The sequence below is a fragment of the Zhongshania aquimaris genome, from assembly GCF_019312595.1.
Taxonomy (GTDB): domain Bacteria; phylum Pseudomonadota; class Gammaproteobacteria; order Pseudomonadales; family Spongiibacteraceae; genus Spongiibacter; species Spongiibacter aquimaris.
In genome coordinates this window covers 1,047,426-1,062,740 of record NZ_JAHWDQ010000001.1, presented here as the reverse complement: position 1 = coordinate 1,062,740, position 15,315 = coordinate 1,047,426, and the positions used below count along the sequence as shown (strand labels likewise).

12 protein-coding genes are annotated in these 15,315 nt (G+C 51.5%); 9 read left to right on the top strand and 3 right to left on the bottom strand.

Features of this window, described 5'->3' with window-relative positions; translation table 11 throughout:
* Positions 1-91: 91 nt before the first annotated feature.
* The 3 genes from KXJ70_RS04855 to KXJ70_RS04845 are packed head-to-tail and all read left to right on the top strand — an operon-like array spanning position 92 to position 2,181.
* Positions 92-556 carry a copper chaperone PCu(A)C gene (locus tag KXJ70_RS04855; protein WP_219042316.1) on the top strand — a complete coding sequence of 155 codons (465 nt, stop codon included), beginning with the start codon at positions 92-94 and terminating at the stop codon, positions 554-556.
* Positions 553-1,590, top strand: a complete 1,038-nt coding sequence (locus KXJ70_RS04850; RefSeq protein WP_219042315.1) for a DUF2333 family protein — start codon at positions 553-555, stop codon at positions 1,588-1,590. Before KXJ70_RS04855 ends, KXJ70_RS04850 begins: the two co-directional genes overlap by 4 nt.
* Positions 1,591-1,593: 3 nt before the next feature.
* The gene (locus tag KXJ70_RS04845; protein WP_219042314.1) at positions 1,594-2,181 is read left to right on the top strand and encodes a YajG family lipoprotein; all 588 of its coding nucleotides are present in this window, start codon (positions 1,594-1,596) and stop codon (positions 2,179-2,181) included.
* Positions 2,182-2,258: 77 nt separating this feature from the next.
* On the opposite strand, the gene KXJ70_RS04840 is transcribed toward KXJ70_RS04845, so the two are convergent.
* Positions 2,259-3,254, bottom strand: coding sequence for an adenosine kinase (locus tag KXJ70_RS04840; protein WP_219042313.1), 996 nt, complete (start codon positions 3,252-3,254; stop codon positions 2,259-2,261).
* Between the two features lie 163 nt (positions 3,255-3,417).
* On the opposite strand from KXJ70_RS04840, the gene mrcB reads away from it, so the two are divergent.
* Positions 3,418-5,712: a penicillin-binding protein 1B gene (gene mrcB, locus KXJ70_RS04835; protein WP_219042312.1), complete on the top strand. Its 2,295-nt coding sequence runs from the start codon at positions 3,418-3,420 to the stop codon at positions 5,710-5,712.
* 15 nt (positions 5,713-5,727) lie between these two features.
* On the opposite strand, the gene KXJ70_RS04830 is transcribed toward mrcB, so the two are convergent.
* Positions 5,728-7,185, bottom strand: a complete 1,458-nt coding sequence (locus tag KXJ70_RS04830) for an ATP-binding cassette domain-containing protein (protein WP_219042311.1) — start codon at positions 7,183-7,185, stop codon at positions 5,728-5,730.
* An 83-nt stretch (positions 7,186-7,268) separates the two neighbouring features.
* Entirely contained in the window at positions 7,269-8,144 is an 876-nt protein-coding gene (locus KXJ70_RS04825) for an LOG family protein (RefSeq protein WP_219042310.1), read from the bottom strand.
* Between the two features lie 346 nt (positions 8,145-8,490).
* Here KXJ70_RS04825 and KXJ70_RS04820 point away from each other — a divergent pair, with 346 nt between their 5' ends.
* The 5 genes from KXJ70_RS04820 to KXJ70_RS04800 all read left to right on the top strand — a co-directional run bounded on the left by KXJ70_RS04820 (position 8,491) and on the right by KXJ70_RS04800 (position 15,163).
* Entirely contained in the window at positions 8,491-9,369 is an 879-nt protein-coding gene (locus KXJ70_RS04820) for a DUF1295 domain-containing protein (protein WP_219042309.1), read from the top strand.
* A gap of 173 nt (positions 9,370-9,542) precedes the next feature.
* Positions 9,543-11,102 (top strand): cation:proton antiporter domain-containing protein, encoded by a 1,560-nt coding sequence (locus KXJ70_RS04815; protein WP_219042308.1) that lies wholly within the window; start codon positions 9,543-9,545, stop codon positions 11,100-11,102.
* A gap of 223 nt (positions 11,103-11,325) precedes the next feature.
* Entirely contained in the window at positions 11,326-11,616 is a 291-nt protein-coding gene (locus KXJ70_RS04810; protein WP_219042307.1) for a hypothetical protein, read from the top strand.
* The gene (locus KXJ70_RS04805; protein WP_219042306.1) at positions 11,613-14,645 is read left to right on the top strand and encodes a YadA-like family protein; all 3,033 of its coding nucleotides are present in this window, start codon (positions 11,613-11,615) and stop codon (positions 14,643-14,645) included. The genes KXJ70_RS04810 and KXJ70_RS04805 overlap by 4 nt, the downstream gene beginning before the upstream one ends.
* Before the next feature lie 38 nt (positions 14,646-14,683).
* Positions 14,684-15,163, top strand: a complete 480-nt coding sequence (locus KXJ70_RS04800) for a hypothetical protein (protein ID WP_219042305.1) — start codon at positions 14,684-14,686, stop codon at positions 15,161-15,163.
* Positions 15,164-15,315 lie beyond the last annotated feature (152 nt).

The window sequence follows — 15,315 nt, the reverse complement described above, 5'->3', positions numbered from 1 at the left end:
ACCTTGCTCCCACGTAAGGTGCAGTTTACGACAGCATTTGTGTGTTTTGGTGCTAAAGAGTGGCGCTTAGGAATATGACGAGGAGGGCTTTGTGCTAAAGATTGGGAGGGTAATGCTGGCGGCAGCGGCGCTGGCGCCATTGCTGGCTCATACCCTGGAAATTAACGATGCCTACGTGCGCGGTTTACCGCCTACTCAGCGCAATACAGCCGCATTTTTTACCGCGGTAAATACCAGCGACAAGCCCATTGAATTGATGGCGGGTGAATCTGATGCCGCAGAACGTATTGAGATTCACAGTCACCAGCATCGCGATGGCATGATGTTAATGCAGGAGCAAGCATCGGTGACGATTGGCGCCGGAGAGAGCTTTGTGTTTGCTCCTGGCAAATACCACCTCATGCTCATAAACATAACGCGGCCAGTGCGCGATGGTGAGGAAGTCAGTTTCAGTCTTAAAACCAGCAGTGGTCAGGAAGTTACCGTAGTTGCGCCGGTTGTTAGCGTATTAAAAGAGCCAACGGCTACTAAAGAACACTCAGGGATGCAACCATGATTAAGCAAAAAATAGCAGAACTATTTTCGCGAACGAAAGAGGCCATGCAGGACTGGGTGGGTAACGGTGTGTTGTGGCGGGTTGCGGCAATTGTGCTGCCTCTCTATATATTGTTGGTAATCGTGTTTGGGGTGTACTGGAGCTTTACCCCAGATATGCCAGAGACTCGTTACTTGCAGCAAAATTCAAGCCTTGCCGTAGTGGGCACCGCGACTACCTCAGCATTGATTGATGTCAGTGAGTCGCTATTGGATAAGCCCGGCGGATTTTTGAGCAACGATGTGACCCCGCCAGGCATTTTTATGGACGATATGCCGGCTTGGGAGTACGGCGTATTGATTCAGGTGCGTGATTTGAGTCGCGCTATGCGTGAAAGCTTTAGTCGCTCGCAGTCGCAATCTCAAGAAGACAGCGATCTCGCTAAAGCTGAGCCGCGTTTTAACTTTTCAACCAATAGTTGGGCCGTGCCCGCCTCTGAGTCTGAATACCGGCAGGGTATTAAATATTTAAAAGCGTACCGCAAACGCTTGAGTGATGTAGATGATCCGCAGGCGCAGTTTTATGCGCGGGCCGACAATTTGCGGTATTGGTTGGCGGGGGTGGAGTCGCGTTTAGGAAGCTTGTCGCAGCGTTTAAGTGCCAGTGTTGGGCGTCCACGCTTGAATACCGACTTGGCAAATGACCCCAATGCGCGGCAGTCGACACCTACTGTCAGTGAGCAGCGTGTTAAAACACCGTGGCTGCAAATAGACAATGTATTTTATGAGTCGCGCGGCACCGCGTGGGCTTTAATTTGCTTTTTGAAAGCGGTGGAAGTGGATTTTGCTGACGTGCTTGCCAACAAAAATGCGGCGGTAAGTTTGCGACAAATTATTCGCGAGTTAGAGGGAACCCAGCAGTCAATGTTCAGCCCAATGGTATTGAACGGCAGTGGTTTCGGCTTGCTTGCCAATCATTCGCTGGTTATGGCGTCGTATATTACCCGCGCCAACGCCGCGATTACTGACTTACGTGACTTGTTATCCCAAGGATAAAAGATGAGCTATACAACTGTGATGAAAGGATTTGTTTTGGCCACCGCGCTGCTGATAACGGCGTGCGCGCAAAGCCCGCAAGCGATTAAAGTCGCGCCTGAGTTTCCGGCGCCGACGCAAGCGAATGGTAGTGATAGCCCAGTTCATATTCGGGTTAGTGATAAACGGGCCGATAAAGTGTTGGGTAGCCGTGGCGGTACTTACCGAGATACCTCGGTGATCACCTTGGCAAGCGATTTGTCCTTGCCCGTCGAGAAGGCCTTGTCGTCTTACATGGCGGCAATGGGCTATGACGTTGATAGCTTAAATCCGAATACCACTGATCTACACGTCATCTTTACGTCACTGGTTTACGACCATCCCAAAGAAGGTGGTGTGGGCTACGATATGGATATGTTGGCGACGGTAGAGGTGGAAGCCCGTCGTGGCAATGAGCACTATGAGGGTCGCTACCGAGTTAAGCGGAATCAAAAGTTTTTTAATGCGCCGAGCAATTCGCACAATAGTAAAATGGTAAATGAGCTGGTCGTGGAAGTGCTCAGCAGTATGTTTTCTGATCCGAGATTAGTGGCGTTTTTGCAAAAAAATTAACATTTGCAAACTTACAGGTTCAAAAAAAGGCAGCGCTGGTTTGGTAGCGCTGCCTTTTTTGTATCGAATGTAGTGGTTTACGTCATACGAGCCAATAACTCACGATGACGCGGGCCTGCCAGCCGTGGGCCGTATTGTGACACGACCTCGGCTGCCGCTAGGCTCGCTAATTCACCTGCTCTCTTAAAAGTCTGACCGTGGGTGATCGCGTAGAGAAAGGCACCGGCAAACATGTCGCCGGCACCGTTAGTGTCAATCGCATTCACTTTGTGGCCGGCAATGCTGTGGAGCTGTTCACCATCAAACACTAATGCGCCTTTGGCGCCGAGGGTAATGGCAAAGGTTTTAGCAATCTTTTTAAGGGCAAGGACCGCGTCATCGATAGATTCGCTTTGTGCCCAACCCAGCGCTTCGGCTTCATTGCAAAAAATCAGATCAACGCCGTCACCTAGCATGTCGGCAAGGCCGTCGCGGAAGAAGCTGACCATGCCGGGATCTGAAAAGCTAAGCGCGGTTTTAACACCATTGCGCTCGGCAATTTGTCGGCCAGCGATCGCCGCGGCGCGGCCGGTGTCGGATGTCACCAGGTAACCTTCTGCGTAGAAGTACTCAGAGTCACTCAGTGCCGCTTCATTCAGTTCACTGATCGATAGTGTTTCACTGATCCCAAGGTGAGTGTTCATGCTGCGCTCTGCATCGGGGCTGATCAGTACTAGGCATTTACCCGTGACACCGGCGGATTTTTCGCTGCTGAAGTCAGCATCAACACCGGCGGTTTTTATATCATTCATGAAAAAGTCGCCGTGCTCATCGCGGGCAACTTTACATGAATAATAGTTTTTGGCACCAAAGTAAGCTGCGGCGATGATTGAGTTACACGCCGAGCCGCCACTGGCTAAACTAGCATGAACCATATGGCCGCTGAGCTTGTCCAAGAGTTCCTGTTGGCGGGTGGCGTCAACGAGTGTCATCAGGCCTTTTTCAACGCCTAACTCACTCAGGTCTTGGTCGCTGATTTCAATTTCGGTGTCGACAAGCGCAGCGCCAATGCCGTAGAGGTGGTATTTTTTCATCTTATTTGCCAGTTACTTGCGGTAAAGTGCCGCTATTATCCGGTTTGAATACCGATTTGCAATGCGTTAACTGGCGAATACTGGTCAACAGTGCGGTCGTGTATCTGTAAGCACTATGTATAAAGTGTTATGTGTATCAATGAATTTTATCTGGTTGTGATGAATGTCTAAGAAATCCCCTAAGCGCAGTGGCAGTAAGTTTCGGAATATTCCCTGGTTGAGTCTGGGCTTAAAGGTGTCCTTGGTGGGCATCGTCCTGCTGCTTATTTTGTTTGCCTACAGTGACGCGAAAGTGCGCGGCGCATTTGACGCAAAGCGTTATGAGCAACCCGCCAAGGTTTACGCCCGCCCCCTAGTATTGGCGACGGGGGCAATTTTGACTGCCTATGAGCTTGAGTCTGAGCTGGGCGAGCTGGGCTATCGCTCCAGGAAGCTTGTTACCGAGCCGGGAACCTATAATCGGCAAGGTGATCATTTTTCCATCTATTTACGGCCTTTTGACTTTGCCGACGGTGAGCGACCCGCACGCAAAATAGAATTGGATATGGCGGTGACCACGGTTGGGGTGGTGCGCGATACCTTGGGTCAACGAATTGCCGAAGACCAATTAGACCCGATGGTGATTGGCGGTGTTTATCCTGGCCGTCACGAAGATCGGCTTATGCTAAGTTTGGCTGAAGTGCCGCAAATGCTAGTGGAAACCCTGGTACAGGTTGAAGATCAGCATTTTTACAGCCATATCGGTATTTCGCCCCGCAGCATCGCGAGGGCATTTTTGGCGAATATTAAGGCGGGCCGCACGGTGCAGGGCGGGAGTACCCTCACCCAGCAATTGGTGAAAAATACGATTCTCAGCAATGAGCGGAGTCTGTGGCGTAAAGGTAAGGAAGCGATCATGTCGATTCTTACCGAAATGCATTACAGCAAGGATCGAATTTTAGAGGCGTATATCAATGAGGTCTATCTTGGGCAGGAGGGTAATCGCGCGATTCACGGTTTTGGTCTGGCAGCTCGACATTATTTTAACCGACCCTTGGATGAGCTGAATCTCGCGCAAATCTCGATGCTGGTTGGCTTGGTAAAAGGACCCTCATACTATGACCCTTGGCGGCACCCAGAGCGCGCAAAAAACCGTCGTAATATCGTAATGGGCGAGTTGGCTGAGCAGGGTTGGTTAACGCCAGCGCAGTTGGCCGCTTGGCAAAAAGAGCCCTTAGAGCTCGCTAAATCATCGGCCTTGGATGGCGTTTACCCAGCCTATGTGGATTTAGTACGCCGTCAACTCAGTCGCGACTACCAGAGCAATGACTTACAAAACAGCGGTCTGAGAATTTTCACACCGTTTGATCCGGTTTTGCAGCGCAGGGCCGAAAAAGCCACGGTGAAATCCTTGGCGCGTTTGGAAGACCGTCAAAAAGATTTGCAAGTTGCGATGGTGGTCACGCGGGTGAATAGCGGCGATGTCGTTGCGGTCATCGGTGGCAAGCGCCCGCGCTATGCCGGCTTTAATCGCGCACTCGACGCCTTGCGGCCAATCGGCTCACTGGCAAAGCCCGCGGTATTTTTAGCCGCGCTTAATCAACCGCGCTATTACAGTTTGCTGACCCGCGTATCCGATGAGCCTGTTTCTATTCCCAATGCTAATGGTTCACTTTGGAAGCCATCTAACTACGATCGCAAGTCCCACGGCAATGTGCCTTTACATACGGCATTGGCGCACTCATACAACTTAGCTACCGCGCGTTTGGGTATGGATGTGGGCTTAGATAAGGTGATGGATATGTTCCAGCGCCTGGGTATCCAGCGACCCTTGTTACAAGTGCCGTCGATGTTGCTGGGGGCGGCGGAATTAGCCCCTATCGAAGTGGCAGCGATGTATCAGACTATTGCGGCTGACGGCAAATACACCCCGCTGCGTACTATTTATGCGATTACCGATAGCGACGGTAAATTATTAGCGCGCTACCCGCAAAAACCCAAGCAGGTTGTTAACCCCGCTGCCGTGCATGTATTGCAGTATGCGATGCTGGAAACCGTGCGCGAAGGCACCGGTAAGGGGGTCTACAATGTACTGCCCAAGGATTACCGAGTGGCGGGAAAAACGGGCACCAGTAATGATACGCGCGACTCTTGGTTTGCGGGCTTTGCCGGCGATTATATGGCGGTGGTGTGGATGGGCTTGGACAATAATGCGTCGTCTGGCTTAACGGGTGCCAGTGGCGCATTGACTGTGTGGCGACAATTTATGGCCGAGGCGAGCACCGAGCAAATGCCGTTTTCGCAGGTGGCCGGTGTGGAGTATCAATGGGTCGATGGCGAATCTGGAAAGCTGACTCAGTCCTGGTGTCAGGGTGCGCGCTATATGCCCTTTATGAGCGGCAGCGCGCCAACGGAAAACGGTGGCTGCGCACCAGACGGCGAGAAAATGTGGCAGTGGTTCAAGGGCGTGTTTGACTAGCCCTTGGAACCTTGACTAAGCGCGCTCGCGGATTTGGGCGGTGTAACCGCCCTTATCAGACGGCACCAAGTTCATAAATTGGTTGATACAATCCGGCACGTCTTCGCTGCGGTGGCTGACAAATAAAATTCGCGTTTCACCGTGAGTGGCAATTTGATCGACCGCTCCCAAGAGTTTGGATTTTTGTTCATTGTCTAAGCCAATGCAGGGCTCATCTAAAATTAAAATCCGCGGCGATTTCACCATGGCCCGCGCCAGCAAAACCATGCGCTGCTCGCCAAAGGATAGGCGGTCGAAGCGCTGTTCTTTTAGCGGCAGTAGTTCTAAGGCGTCTAGCCAAGCCACCAGCAACTGGCGCTGCGCTTCGCTGTAATCACTATACAGCCCCACCGAATCAAACAGCCCTGAGGCTACGACGTCAATAACTTTGGTGCGCTTTAAATTGCTCATCTGCATATTGGTATTCAGCAAACCGAATTGGGCTTTTACGTCCCATATGCTTTCACCGCTGCCGCGCTGGCGACCAAATAAAAAAACGTGCTGGCCGTAGGCCTTGTCATTTTCTCCACACAATAGGCCTAGCAGTGTCGATTTCCCCGCGCCGTTGGGGCCACTAATGCAGCAGTGTTGGTTGGGCATCAAGGTCCAGTTAATATCGCTTAACACTTGCTTGCCGCGGAAATTGACGTTGATGTCTTTCAGTTCAAGCAGGGGCGTGTTTGTGGGGTGCGCTGGCGCCTCGGTGATTGGCAGGGGTTTGGCATAGTGATGCACTGCCGTCGCCTGTTGTTTGGCATCGCTGGCACTGAGTTCACCGAGTATTTTGCCGTGTTCCATTTTAACAACGGTATCGATGCCATCGGGTATGTCATTCGCGTCTTTGGTCAGCAATACCAGTGGGGTGCTCGAGGTGACGAGCTCAGCTAGCAGGCTGTGCATTTCCGCCTGTGCTTTTACATCTAAACCTTCAAAGGGGTTGTCGAGTATTAAGGCGGCGGGTTTGGCAAATAGTGCCCGTGCTAATAGAGTTTTTCGGCTTTCACCGGTCGAGATAAAGCGAATGCCTTGTTCAAGAATATGCTTAATGCCTAAACGCTCGCACAGCTGATGAAAGTCGGCATTGGGTGTGCGCCCCTGCAGTATCACGTTTTTAACTGTGGTACCTACGTCGAAGGCGTCGTCGCGGGTTTCACTGTCGTCTAAGCGTCGGTCGCGTTCCATTAATTCGCGATGTAAGTCGAAGGAAATATGGGCAATATCAGCGGGGCCAATGTTGTCGGCAAAAATGACGTCGCCACTATTGGGGCGTAGCGTATCGGTAATAAGTTTGGCCAATGTGGTTTTGCCTGCGCCATTACCGCCCAAAATAGCGACATGCTGGCCCTGCGGCCACTGCCAGTTGAAGTTGTCTAAAATTGGGTCGAGTTGGTAGGCAAAACGAATGTGTTCAAAACGTACGATAGGGGCGGACATGCGAAACCATTTTCACTGAAAAATAGCCCCGCATTATATCATAAGCATGGGCTCCAAATGCTTGGTTTGTCTATGCCACAAGCTTAGCAGCCTATACATTGTCCCGGGCTGAGTTGGTAGAAATCGACTATATGCTGCCAAGCTTGCTCCGCAGTATCCACAATAGAAATCATATTGACGTCGTCCGGGCTGATGACGCCCTCGTCGCGCAAAAACTCTAAATTAATTGCCTGACGCCAAAACTCGTGACCAATCAGAATGATCGGTACACGCTTGGATTTACCGGTTTGAATCAGTGTGAGTGCCTCAAATAACTCGTCGAAGGTGCCAAAGCCGCCGGGGCAGACAATGACGGCCTTTGCCCGCAGCATAAAGTGCATTTTGCGGATGCCAAAATAGTGAAAACGGAAACAGAACTCGGGACTGATATAGCGGTTAGGTTCCTGTTCATGGGGCAATACAATATTTAATCCGATAGACTTGCCGCCCGCTTCCATGGCGCCACGATTTGCGGCTTCCATAATACCGGGGCCCCCTCCGGTTACCACATAAAGCTGTTCGCTCTCCTCGCAATTTGCTGAATGTGACGCGATAAGCTCGCCGAGACGGCGCGCTTGTTGATAGTGGTGGCTATTGCGCTGCTCGCGTTTTGCGGCGCGAATCTTGGCTGGTTCGCCGTCAGCTTCGGCGACTTTGAGTGCGGCATCTGCGTCTTCCGGTGATAAAAAGCGGGCGCTACCAAAAATAACGATCGTTGATTCAACGCCGTGCTCTTTCAATATCATTTCGGGCTTTTGTAATTCTAAGTGAAAGCGCAGGCCGCGCAGTTCTTCACGTAATAAAAAATCTTGGTCGGTGTAAGCCAGTCGGTAGGCGGCAGGTATGTCCTGTTGGTTGCTAGGCATTTCCTCGCGGGCAGATGGGAAGTTAGCTCCGCGCAATTTTGATTTATCTGGCATCTACTATGTCCTTATTGTGTTTTCGACTCTTATGCTGCGTGATGTCTTGCTCGGGGGCAAGACTTGATTTCGGCAAGATCATTAGTCGGCAGATTTAGCCTATATACCTAATATATAGACGGTAATTCTTGTGCTGGCCTGCTTAGCAGGTATGATCATTCCATATGTGTGCTGAAATTCAGCGGATATAGTTATTTAGCCGAAGTTCGACACGGACAAGTCATGTTCCGGGAATTTTTGCTTTCAACGAGGCGGCGGGAGTCGCTTCCCTTTTGTTGCGCCGGCTTAGCGCGCGAGCATCGAGTGCGACTTGGGCAAGGTTTGGCAAGGAAAATTAGTCCACGATATGAATTCTGTTATACGCAGTTTGTTCACTATTATTGCTCTGCTTATCTTGGTGGGCGGCATCGCGATGCTGGCTACGTCTGGAATGCCGACCATTTATGGTCTGGCCCTGCCGGTATGGGCTTTGGTGCTCGCGATGATTGCGCAGTGGCTTGGGTTTCTTCACGCCTATGCTTTTCAAACCGAGCGCTACTACGATTTAATCGGTGCGCTAACTAATATTGCCGTGGTTGTATTTGTTATTGCCCTAGCTGAGCGGGCAGATGCGCGTAGTTATTTACTCGCAGCCTGCATTTTATTTTGGGCTCTGCGCTTAGGCAGTTTTTTATTCCTGCGAATTTTGAAAGAGGGTGGTGATGGTCGTTTTGATGAGATTAAACCGCATTTTTTCAGATTTTTGCTGACCTGGACGTTACAGGGCGTGTGGATATTTCTCATTCAATTATGCGCGCTGTTGGCAATTGGCGCCGACAGCACCGAAAACGGTCTTGGACTATTTGCGCTATTGGGTAGTTGTTGTTGGCTGGCGGGGATGGTTATTGAGAGTCTTGCAGATTGGCAAAAGCGACAGTTTCGCGCCAATCCAGCGAACGACGGTCGCTTTATCACTGAGGGTTTGTGGGCGTGGTCGCGACACCCGAATTATTTTGGCGAAATTTTTGTGTGGGTTGGCGTCGCGGTGATGGCACTACCAGTGTTAAATGGCTGGATGCTATTGGGCTTGCTTTCACCTTGCTTCGTCATCTTTTTACTCACTAAGGTCAGTGGTATTCCCTTGTTAGAAGAGCGCGCAGATAAGCGCTGGGGTGCAGAGCCAGAGTATATAAAGTACAAAAATATTACGCCGGTATTGTTGCCAAAAATGCCGCGCAAGACTTGATTTTGTAAAAATAGAGAGACCTTTGCACGAGCCGGAATTTTGTTCGCTGGCAAGGAAAGGCGCGCGGTATGAGAGAGTTTATACTCATAAATGACCGATTGAGTGCGACTCTGACACAGGCAGAGGGCAAAATAACTTTCGTGCAAAGATCTCCGGGATATGGATAAGTATCGATGATAGAACCCATCATAGTGGGATTAGCCTTTGTAGCAGGTTTGGGTTTTAGACGCGCGGGTATGCCGCCGTTGCTTGGTTATCTGGTGGCGGGGTTTATAGCGGGTGGGTTGCAGATCGGCGACGCCGAAGTCATTCATGCGCTGTCGGAAGTGGGCATTATCCTGCTGCTATTTACCATTGGGTTGAAACTCAATTTAAGAGAACTACTTGCGCCACAAGTGTGGGCCACCGCGTCTTTACACACCGCTATTGTGGTGCCCTTAACCGCTGCGATGCTGTTGAGTTTACCTTGGCTGTTGCCCGGTGTTGCCGAGGTGGAAACCTCGGTCGCGTGGATGCTAGCCTTTGCTTTATCGTTTTCAAGCACCGTGTTCGCCGTCAAAATTTTTGATGAGCGCGGGGAAGGTGCAGCCCTGCACGCCAAAATAGCAATTGGTATTTTGGTTGTACAGGACATCTTTGCGGTTAGCTATTTAGTCTTATCTGCCGAGCATGCGCCGTCACCGTGGGCGTTTGCATTACTCGGCTTACCATTGCTTCGGCCGCTTTTAGCTTTTTTTCTTAAGCAGGCCGGTCACGGTGAATTATTAGTTTTATTTGGTATCGCGGTAGCGCTTGGCAGTGCCGAATTATTTGACATGCTGCACTTGGAAGCGGGCTTGGGGGCATTGTTGTTTGGGGTATTGTTGTCTAATATTTCAAAGAGCGTCGAACTTTATAAAAGCCTCATTAATTTCAAAGATATTTTCCTGACAGCATTTTTTCTTAGTATCGGTTACTCGGGTTTGCCCAGCGGTGAGATGCTGTTAGTTGCGTGTGCCATCGGTTTGCTCATTTTTCTTCGGCCACTGATTTATTTTCTACTGCTACTGACATTCAGACTGCGCGCGCGGACTTCATTACTCGTTGGTCTCTCTCTGTTCAATTACAGTGAGTTTGGCTTAATTGTTGCCGCTATGGCGGTTAAAGGTGGGCAGTTGCCGGCGGTCTGGCTTACTACCTTGGCAGTCGCAATGGCGCTGTCCCTATTTGTTGCGGTGCCTTTCAATACACATGTGCATCTGCTTTACGGGCGACTTGCCAGCCGGCTGCAAAAATTGGAACGCAGCGAATTACTGATTCAGGAGCGGCCCGTTGATCTGGGTGATGCAGAAATTGTCATTTTTGGTATGGGCCGTATCGGCAGCGGCGCATATGAGTATTTAAGTCAGCACTACCCCAATAAAATTGTTGGCGTGGAGGAGAGTGCCGATAAAGCGCTAAAGCTCCGTTTGTCTGGGGTGTCCTGCGTGCCGGGCGATGCGAGTGACCGTGATTTTCTAGAGCGTGCTGATTTGCATAAACGCAAGACGATATTGGTTAGTCTTACCAATCACTCTGAGAATATCGATGTTGTTAAAATGCTTCAACATCTTGACTATAAAGGAAAAATTGCGGTTGTTTCGCGATTTCCTGACCAGCAAGAGGAGTTAATTAGTTTGGGTTGCATTACCTTCAATCTTTATGCGGAAGCCGGCCACGGTTTCGCTGAGCGAGTAATGGAGGAGATGTCTTAGGCGCTTGTCCAAATTATGCTCTCTACCACATTAATACGATGGCGCCATTTTTTCATTCGCTGGCCGTAATCTATCCCCTGATCTAGCCGTTTTAGAAAATTATAAACTTTTTTGATCGGGCACTGATCCGTTTCCAAGTTGAGCACGTAATCATTCTCATAAAATAATAATGTGACGATGATTGTCGCGATATTCAGGGAACGGATTTGCCCAAGATATGACAATGGCTGGATTTTCTAATAAGGACTTGCTGAGCACTGCGCAACCTGGCGCTGTGCTGGATGGGTTGTGCTCAACTCGTATTCGTCATGGAAAATCAAAGAATATAGATCCCGCATTGCGCCTCGCGATGCCTGTGCCGGTACTGTCTTTTCTTAATTTAAGTCGTCTAACGCGTTTTATTTCAGTGAATTTCTCTCCCTATTCTTTTTCTTTTCTCGCCTATTTGCTTCTTAAACAGGCAGAAATTCATGTAGCTAAGACCCACAAAATGCCTATGGAGGCAAAAAAATGAAAATTAGTGAACAACGATGGCGCCATGTTTTTGGAGATACGCAATCGACCTTTCAGGTGCGAGTGCGTGGGGCATTATTGAGCGCAGTTATTACACTGCCGCTGCTTTTAGGAGGCAATGAAAGCTCTGCATTTGAGTGTACAGATGCCAGTGGAACACTGATAACCGCGCCGGATGACGGTGGCGATCCAAGCAATACGGCCTGTGGTGACGGTGCAGTTACCGCAGACACAGATCCTGGGATTAATGATGGTGCGGTTGCCATTGGTGGTGATGGTCCTGAAGACGCCGACTTATTGGGCGCGCAAGCGTCGGGAATCGACGCGGTGGCCATTGGCGCCGATGCCGTAGCGAGTGGGAACTCCACGACCGCGGTAGGTGGTGAAGCTGAGGCCATTGGTCCTGGCTCAACGGCAATTGGTTGGCGCTCAGAGTCAGGTGAGCGCTCTACGGCTATTGGTCATTTAGCGACGTCGACTGGCGTTCGTTCAGTCGCGATTGGTGAAAACGCGGATGCACAGGGTGACAATGCAACGGCTATCGGCAATGAAAGTATTGCCAATGGTGCTGATGCGTTGGCAATTGGTGACACGGCAGCGGCTACTGGAACATCTACCACCGCTGTTGGTGGGGAATCTATCGCGAATGGCACCGCAGCAACGGCTTTCGGCTGGCAGTCGAACGCGACTGGTGTGCGCGCACATGCGGTTGGCCATCTTGCCACTGCAGCGGGTGAGCGCACATTGGCGGTTGGCGAAGCAGCCAACGCGACGGGGGTGCAAGCCAGCGCCATCGGTAATGAGGCGTCCGCTACCGGTATTGATGCAACCGCGATTGGTACGCAATCGATTGCCAATGGCAATTCAACCACGGCGGTTGGCGGAGAATCAGTTGCTGATGGTTTGGCAGCAACTGCTTACGGCTGGCAATCGAACGCTACTGGTGAGCGCGCACATGCGGTTGGCCATCTTGCCACTGCAACCGGCGATCGCACATTGGCGGTTGGCGAAGCCGCGACTGCAACGGGCGAGCAGGCTAGCGCCATCGGTAACCAAGCGTCGGCCACAGGTGTTGATGCAACAGCGATTGGTACGCAATCAATTGCCAACGGCAATTCGACTACTGCAGTAGGCGGTGAATCAGTGGCCGATGGTCTCGCTGCGACGGCTTACGGCTGGCAATCGAACGCCACTGGTGAGCGCGCACATGCTGTGGGCCATCTTGCAACAGCCACCGGCGATCGCACATTGGCAGTGGGCGAAGCCGCTACTGCAACGGGCGAGCAGGCTAGCGCCATCGGTAACGAGGCGTCGGCTACAGGTATTGATGCAACGGCGATTGGTACGCAATCGGTTGCCAATGGTAATTCGACAACCGCAGTGGGCGGTGAATCTGTTGCCACGGGCCCAGGCGCGAGCACATTTGGTTGGCGTGCAGAATCGGGTGAACGTTCTACGGCTGTCGGTCATTTAGCGACGGCGACCGGTGTTCGTTCAGTCGCGATCGGCGAAAACGCAGATGCGCAGGGTGACAACGCAACCGCTATCGGCAATGAAAGTATCGCAAATGGTGCCGATGCGTTGGCAATTGGTGATACGACAATGGCTACTGGAACATCCACCACCGCTGTTGGTGGGGAATCTATTGCAAATGGCACTGCAGCAACGGCCTTCGGTTGGAAATCCAATGCCACTGGCGAGCGCGCGCATGCAATGGGCCATCTTGCCACTGCAACCGGCGATCGCACATTGGCAGTGGGCGAAGCCGCTACTGCAACGGGCGAGCAGGCTAGCGCCATCGGTAACGAAGCGTCGGCTACAGGAATTGATGCAATGGCGATTGGTACGCAATCGGTTGCCAATGGTAATTCGACAACCGCAGTCGGCGGTGAATCTGTTGCCACAGGTCCAGGTGCTAGCACATTTGGTTGGCGTGCAGAATCGGGTGAACGTTCTACGGCTGTCGGTCATTTAGCGACGGCGACTGGCGTTCGTTCAGTCGCGATTGGTGAAAACGCGGATGCACAGGGTGACAATGCAACGGCTATCGGCAATGAAAGTATTGCCAATGGCGTTGATGCCTTAGCGCTGGGCGACACAGCCATAGCAACAGGCAATTCGACCACGGCGGTGGGCGGTGAATCTGTCGCCACGGGTCCAGGTGCGACTGCGTTTGGCTGGCAGTCTGGTGCTAACTCCGAGCGTGCTACTGCCTTGGGTCATTTGGCGCAAGCGGATGGTATTCGTTCAACAGCGGTCGGCGAAGCAGCCACTGCTCAGGGCCTTGAGTCGGTCGCGATTGGTAATCAATCCAGTGCAACGGGCACCGATGCAATGGCTATTGGTACGATGGCGGTAGCGAATGGCAACTCCACAACTACCGTTGGCGGCGAGTCTGTTGCAACCGGTCCAGGTGCGACCGCTTACGGCTGGCAGTCAGGCGCAAATGCAGAGCGCTCAACCGCTCTGGGTCATCTAGCACAGGCGAATGGTGTTCGTTCGGTAGCGGTGGGTGAAGCCGCGGTGGCCGGTGGCGCTCGTTCTGTTGCGATTGGTGATGGTGCTAGTGCGGGACAAGACAACTCGGTGGCAATCGGCGCTGGTGCGACAACCACGCGGGCTAACCAAGTGGTTTTGGGCACTGCCTCGAGCACGTACACTACTCCGGGTATTACCTCCGCAGCGAGTCGCTCGGCGCAGTCTGGTCCCACTGAGTTTGTCACTTCCGACGCAAACGGCAATCTGGCGACAGATGGCGGCGCGACATTTAGTCAGATTCAGGAAAACCGCGATGCGATCGAGGAGAACCGCGGCGGTATCGCATTAGCGATGGCCTTGAGTTCACCGTATGTTCCGGTCGATCAAAGATTTGCCTTGAGCATCGGGGCAGGCTACTTTGAAGGTGAGGAAGCCACCGCCCTGTCAGGTGCAATTCGCGCAAGCGAAACCGTGCAGTTTGAGTTTGGTATCGGCAGCGGTAAAAGTAATTCTACTGTAGGTGGCCGTGTTGGGATGACCGCTTCATGGTAATACGTTTGACGAAAGCCCCCGGAAAATGGGGGCTTTATATGTTTAGATCGACGTTAATGGTGTGCGCTTTTTTGCTAAGTGTGATGAATGCGCACGCTGATAAAAACGTCACGATGTTTGACCCCGGGGAAGCAGCGAAAATCGTGTGGTCAACATTTATCGCGATTGAGCAGGCAAATGACACCTTGAATTATTCGGTGTTTAGAGAAATAGCGGCTCCAGAGTTTCAGCGCAAGAATAGCGCTGAAGATGTTGCCAAGCTATTTGCTGGATTACGCCAGTCGGGTGTCGATTTAAGTCGTGTATTACTGCTCAACCCTGAGTACGAAATCTCACCTCAGATAGCCGAGACTGGGTTATTGCGCATGCGCGGTAAGTTTGCGGTGCCGCCGGAGGTGGTGAACTTTGACCTACTTTACCAAATGATTTACGGCGAATGGAGGTTGCTCGGTGTTGCAGTTGTGACCGGTTTAGAAGAGGCTAAGATCGAGCGTCGTCGATTCTGGTTTAAGAAATAACCGGCTTATTTTAGTTTTTTTGTTCGCTTTTAGCGTTGCGGTGTTGTGGGACGTAATAAACTACGTTTAACGACACCGTTTTTTTATGCCCCAGTTTTGACCCTCAGCGCAAACCACGATTAGTTACATTCCCCATTTCCCTCTTTAATACT

Bases quoted from the DNA above. Each gene is read 5' to 3' on its own strand.
- KXJ70_RS04850 (WP_219042315.1), top strand. From the start codon at position 553: ATGATTAAGCAAAAAATAGCAGAACTATTTTCGCGAACGAAAGAGGCC.
- KXJ70_RS04845 (WP_219042314.1), top strand. From the start codon at position 1,594: ATGAGCTATACAACTGTGATGAAAGGATTTGTTTTGGCCACCGCGCTG.
- KXJ70_RS04840 (WP_219042313.1), bottom strand. From the start codon at position 3,254: ATGAAAAAATACCACCTCTACGGCATTGGCGCTGCGCTTGTCGACACC.
- mrcB (WP_219042312.1), top strand. From the start codon at position 3,418: ATGTCTAAGAAATCCCCTAAGCGCAGTGGCAGTAAGTTTCGGAATATT.
- KXJ70_RS04830 (WP_219042311.1), bottom strand. From the start codon at position 7,185: ATGTCCGCCCCTATCGTACGTTTTGAACACATTCGTTTTGCCTACCAA.
- KXJ70_RS04825 (WP_219042310.1), bottom strand. From the start codon at position 8,144: ATGCCAGATAAATCAAAATTGCGCGGAGCTAACTTCCCATCTGCCCGC.
- KXJ70_RS04820 (WP_219042309.1), top strand. From the start codon at position 8,491: ATGAATTCTGTTATACGCAGTTTGTTCACTATTATTGCTCTGCTTATC.
- KXJ70_RS04815 (WP_219042308.1), top strand. From the start codon at position 9,543: ATGATAGAACCCATCATAGTGGGATTAGCCTTTGTAGCAGGTTTGGGT.
- KXJ70_RS04810 (WP_219042307.1), top strand. From the start codon at position 11,326: ATGGCTGGATTTTCTAATAAGGACTTGCTGAGCACTGCGCAACCTGGC.
- KXJ70_RS04805 (WP_219042306.1), top strand. From the start codon at position 11,613: ATGAAAATTAGTGAACAACGATGGCGCCATGTTTTTGGAGATACGCAA.
- KXJ70_RS04800 (WP_219042305.1), top strand. From the start codon at position 14,684: ATGTTTAGATCGACGTTAATGGTGTGCGCTTTTTTGCTAAGTGTGATG.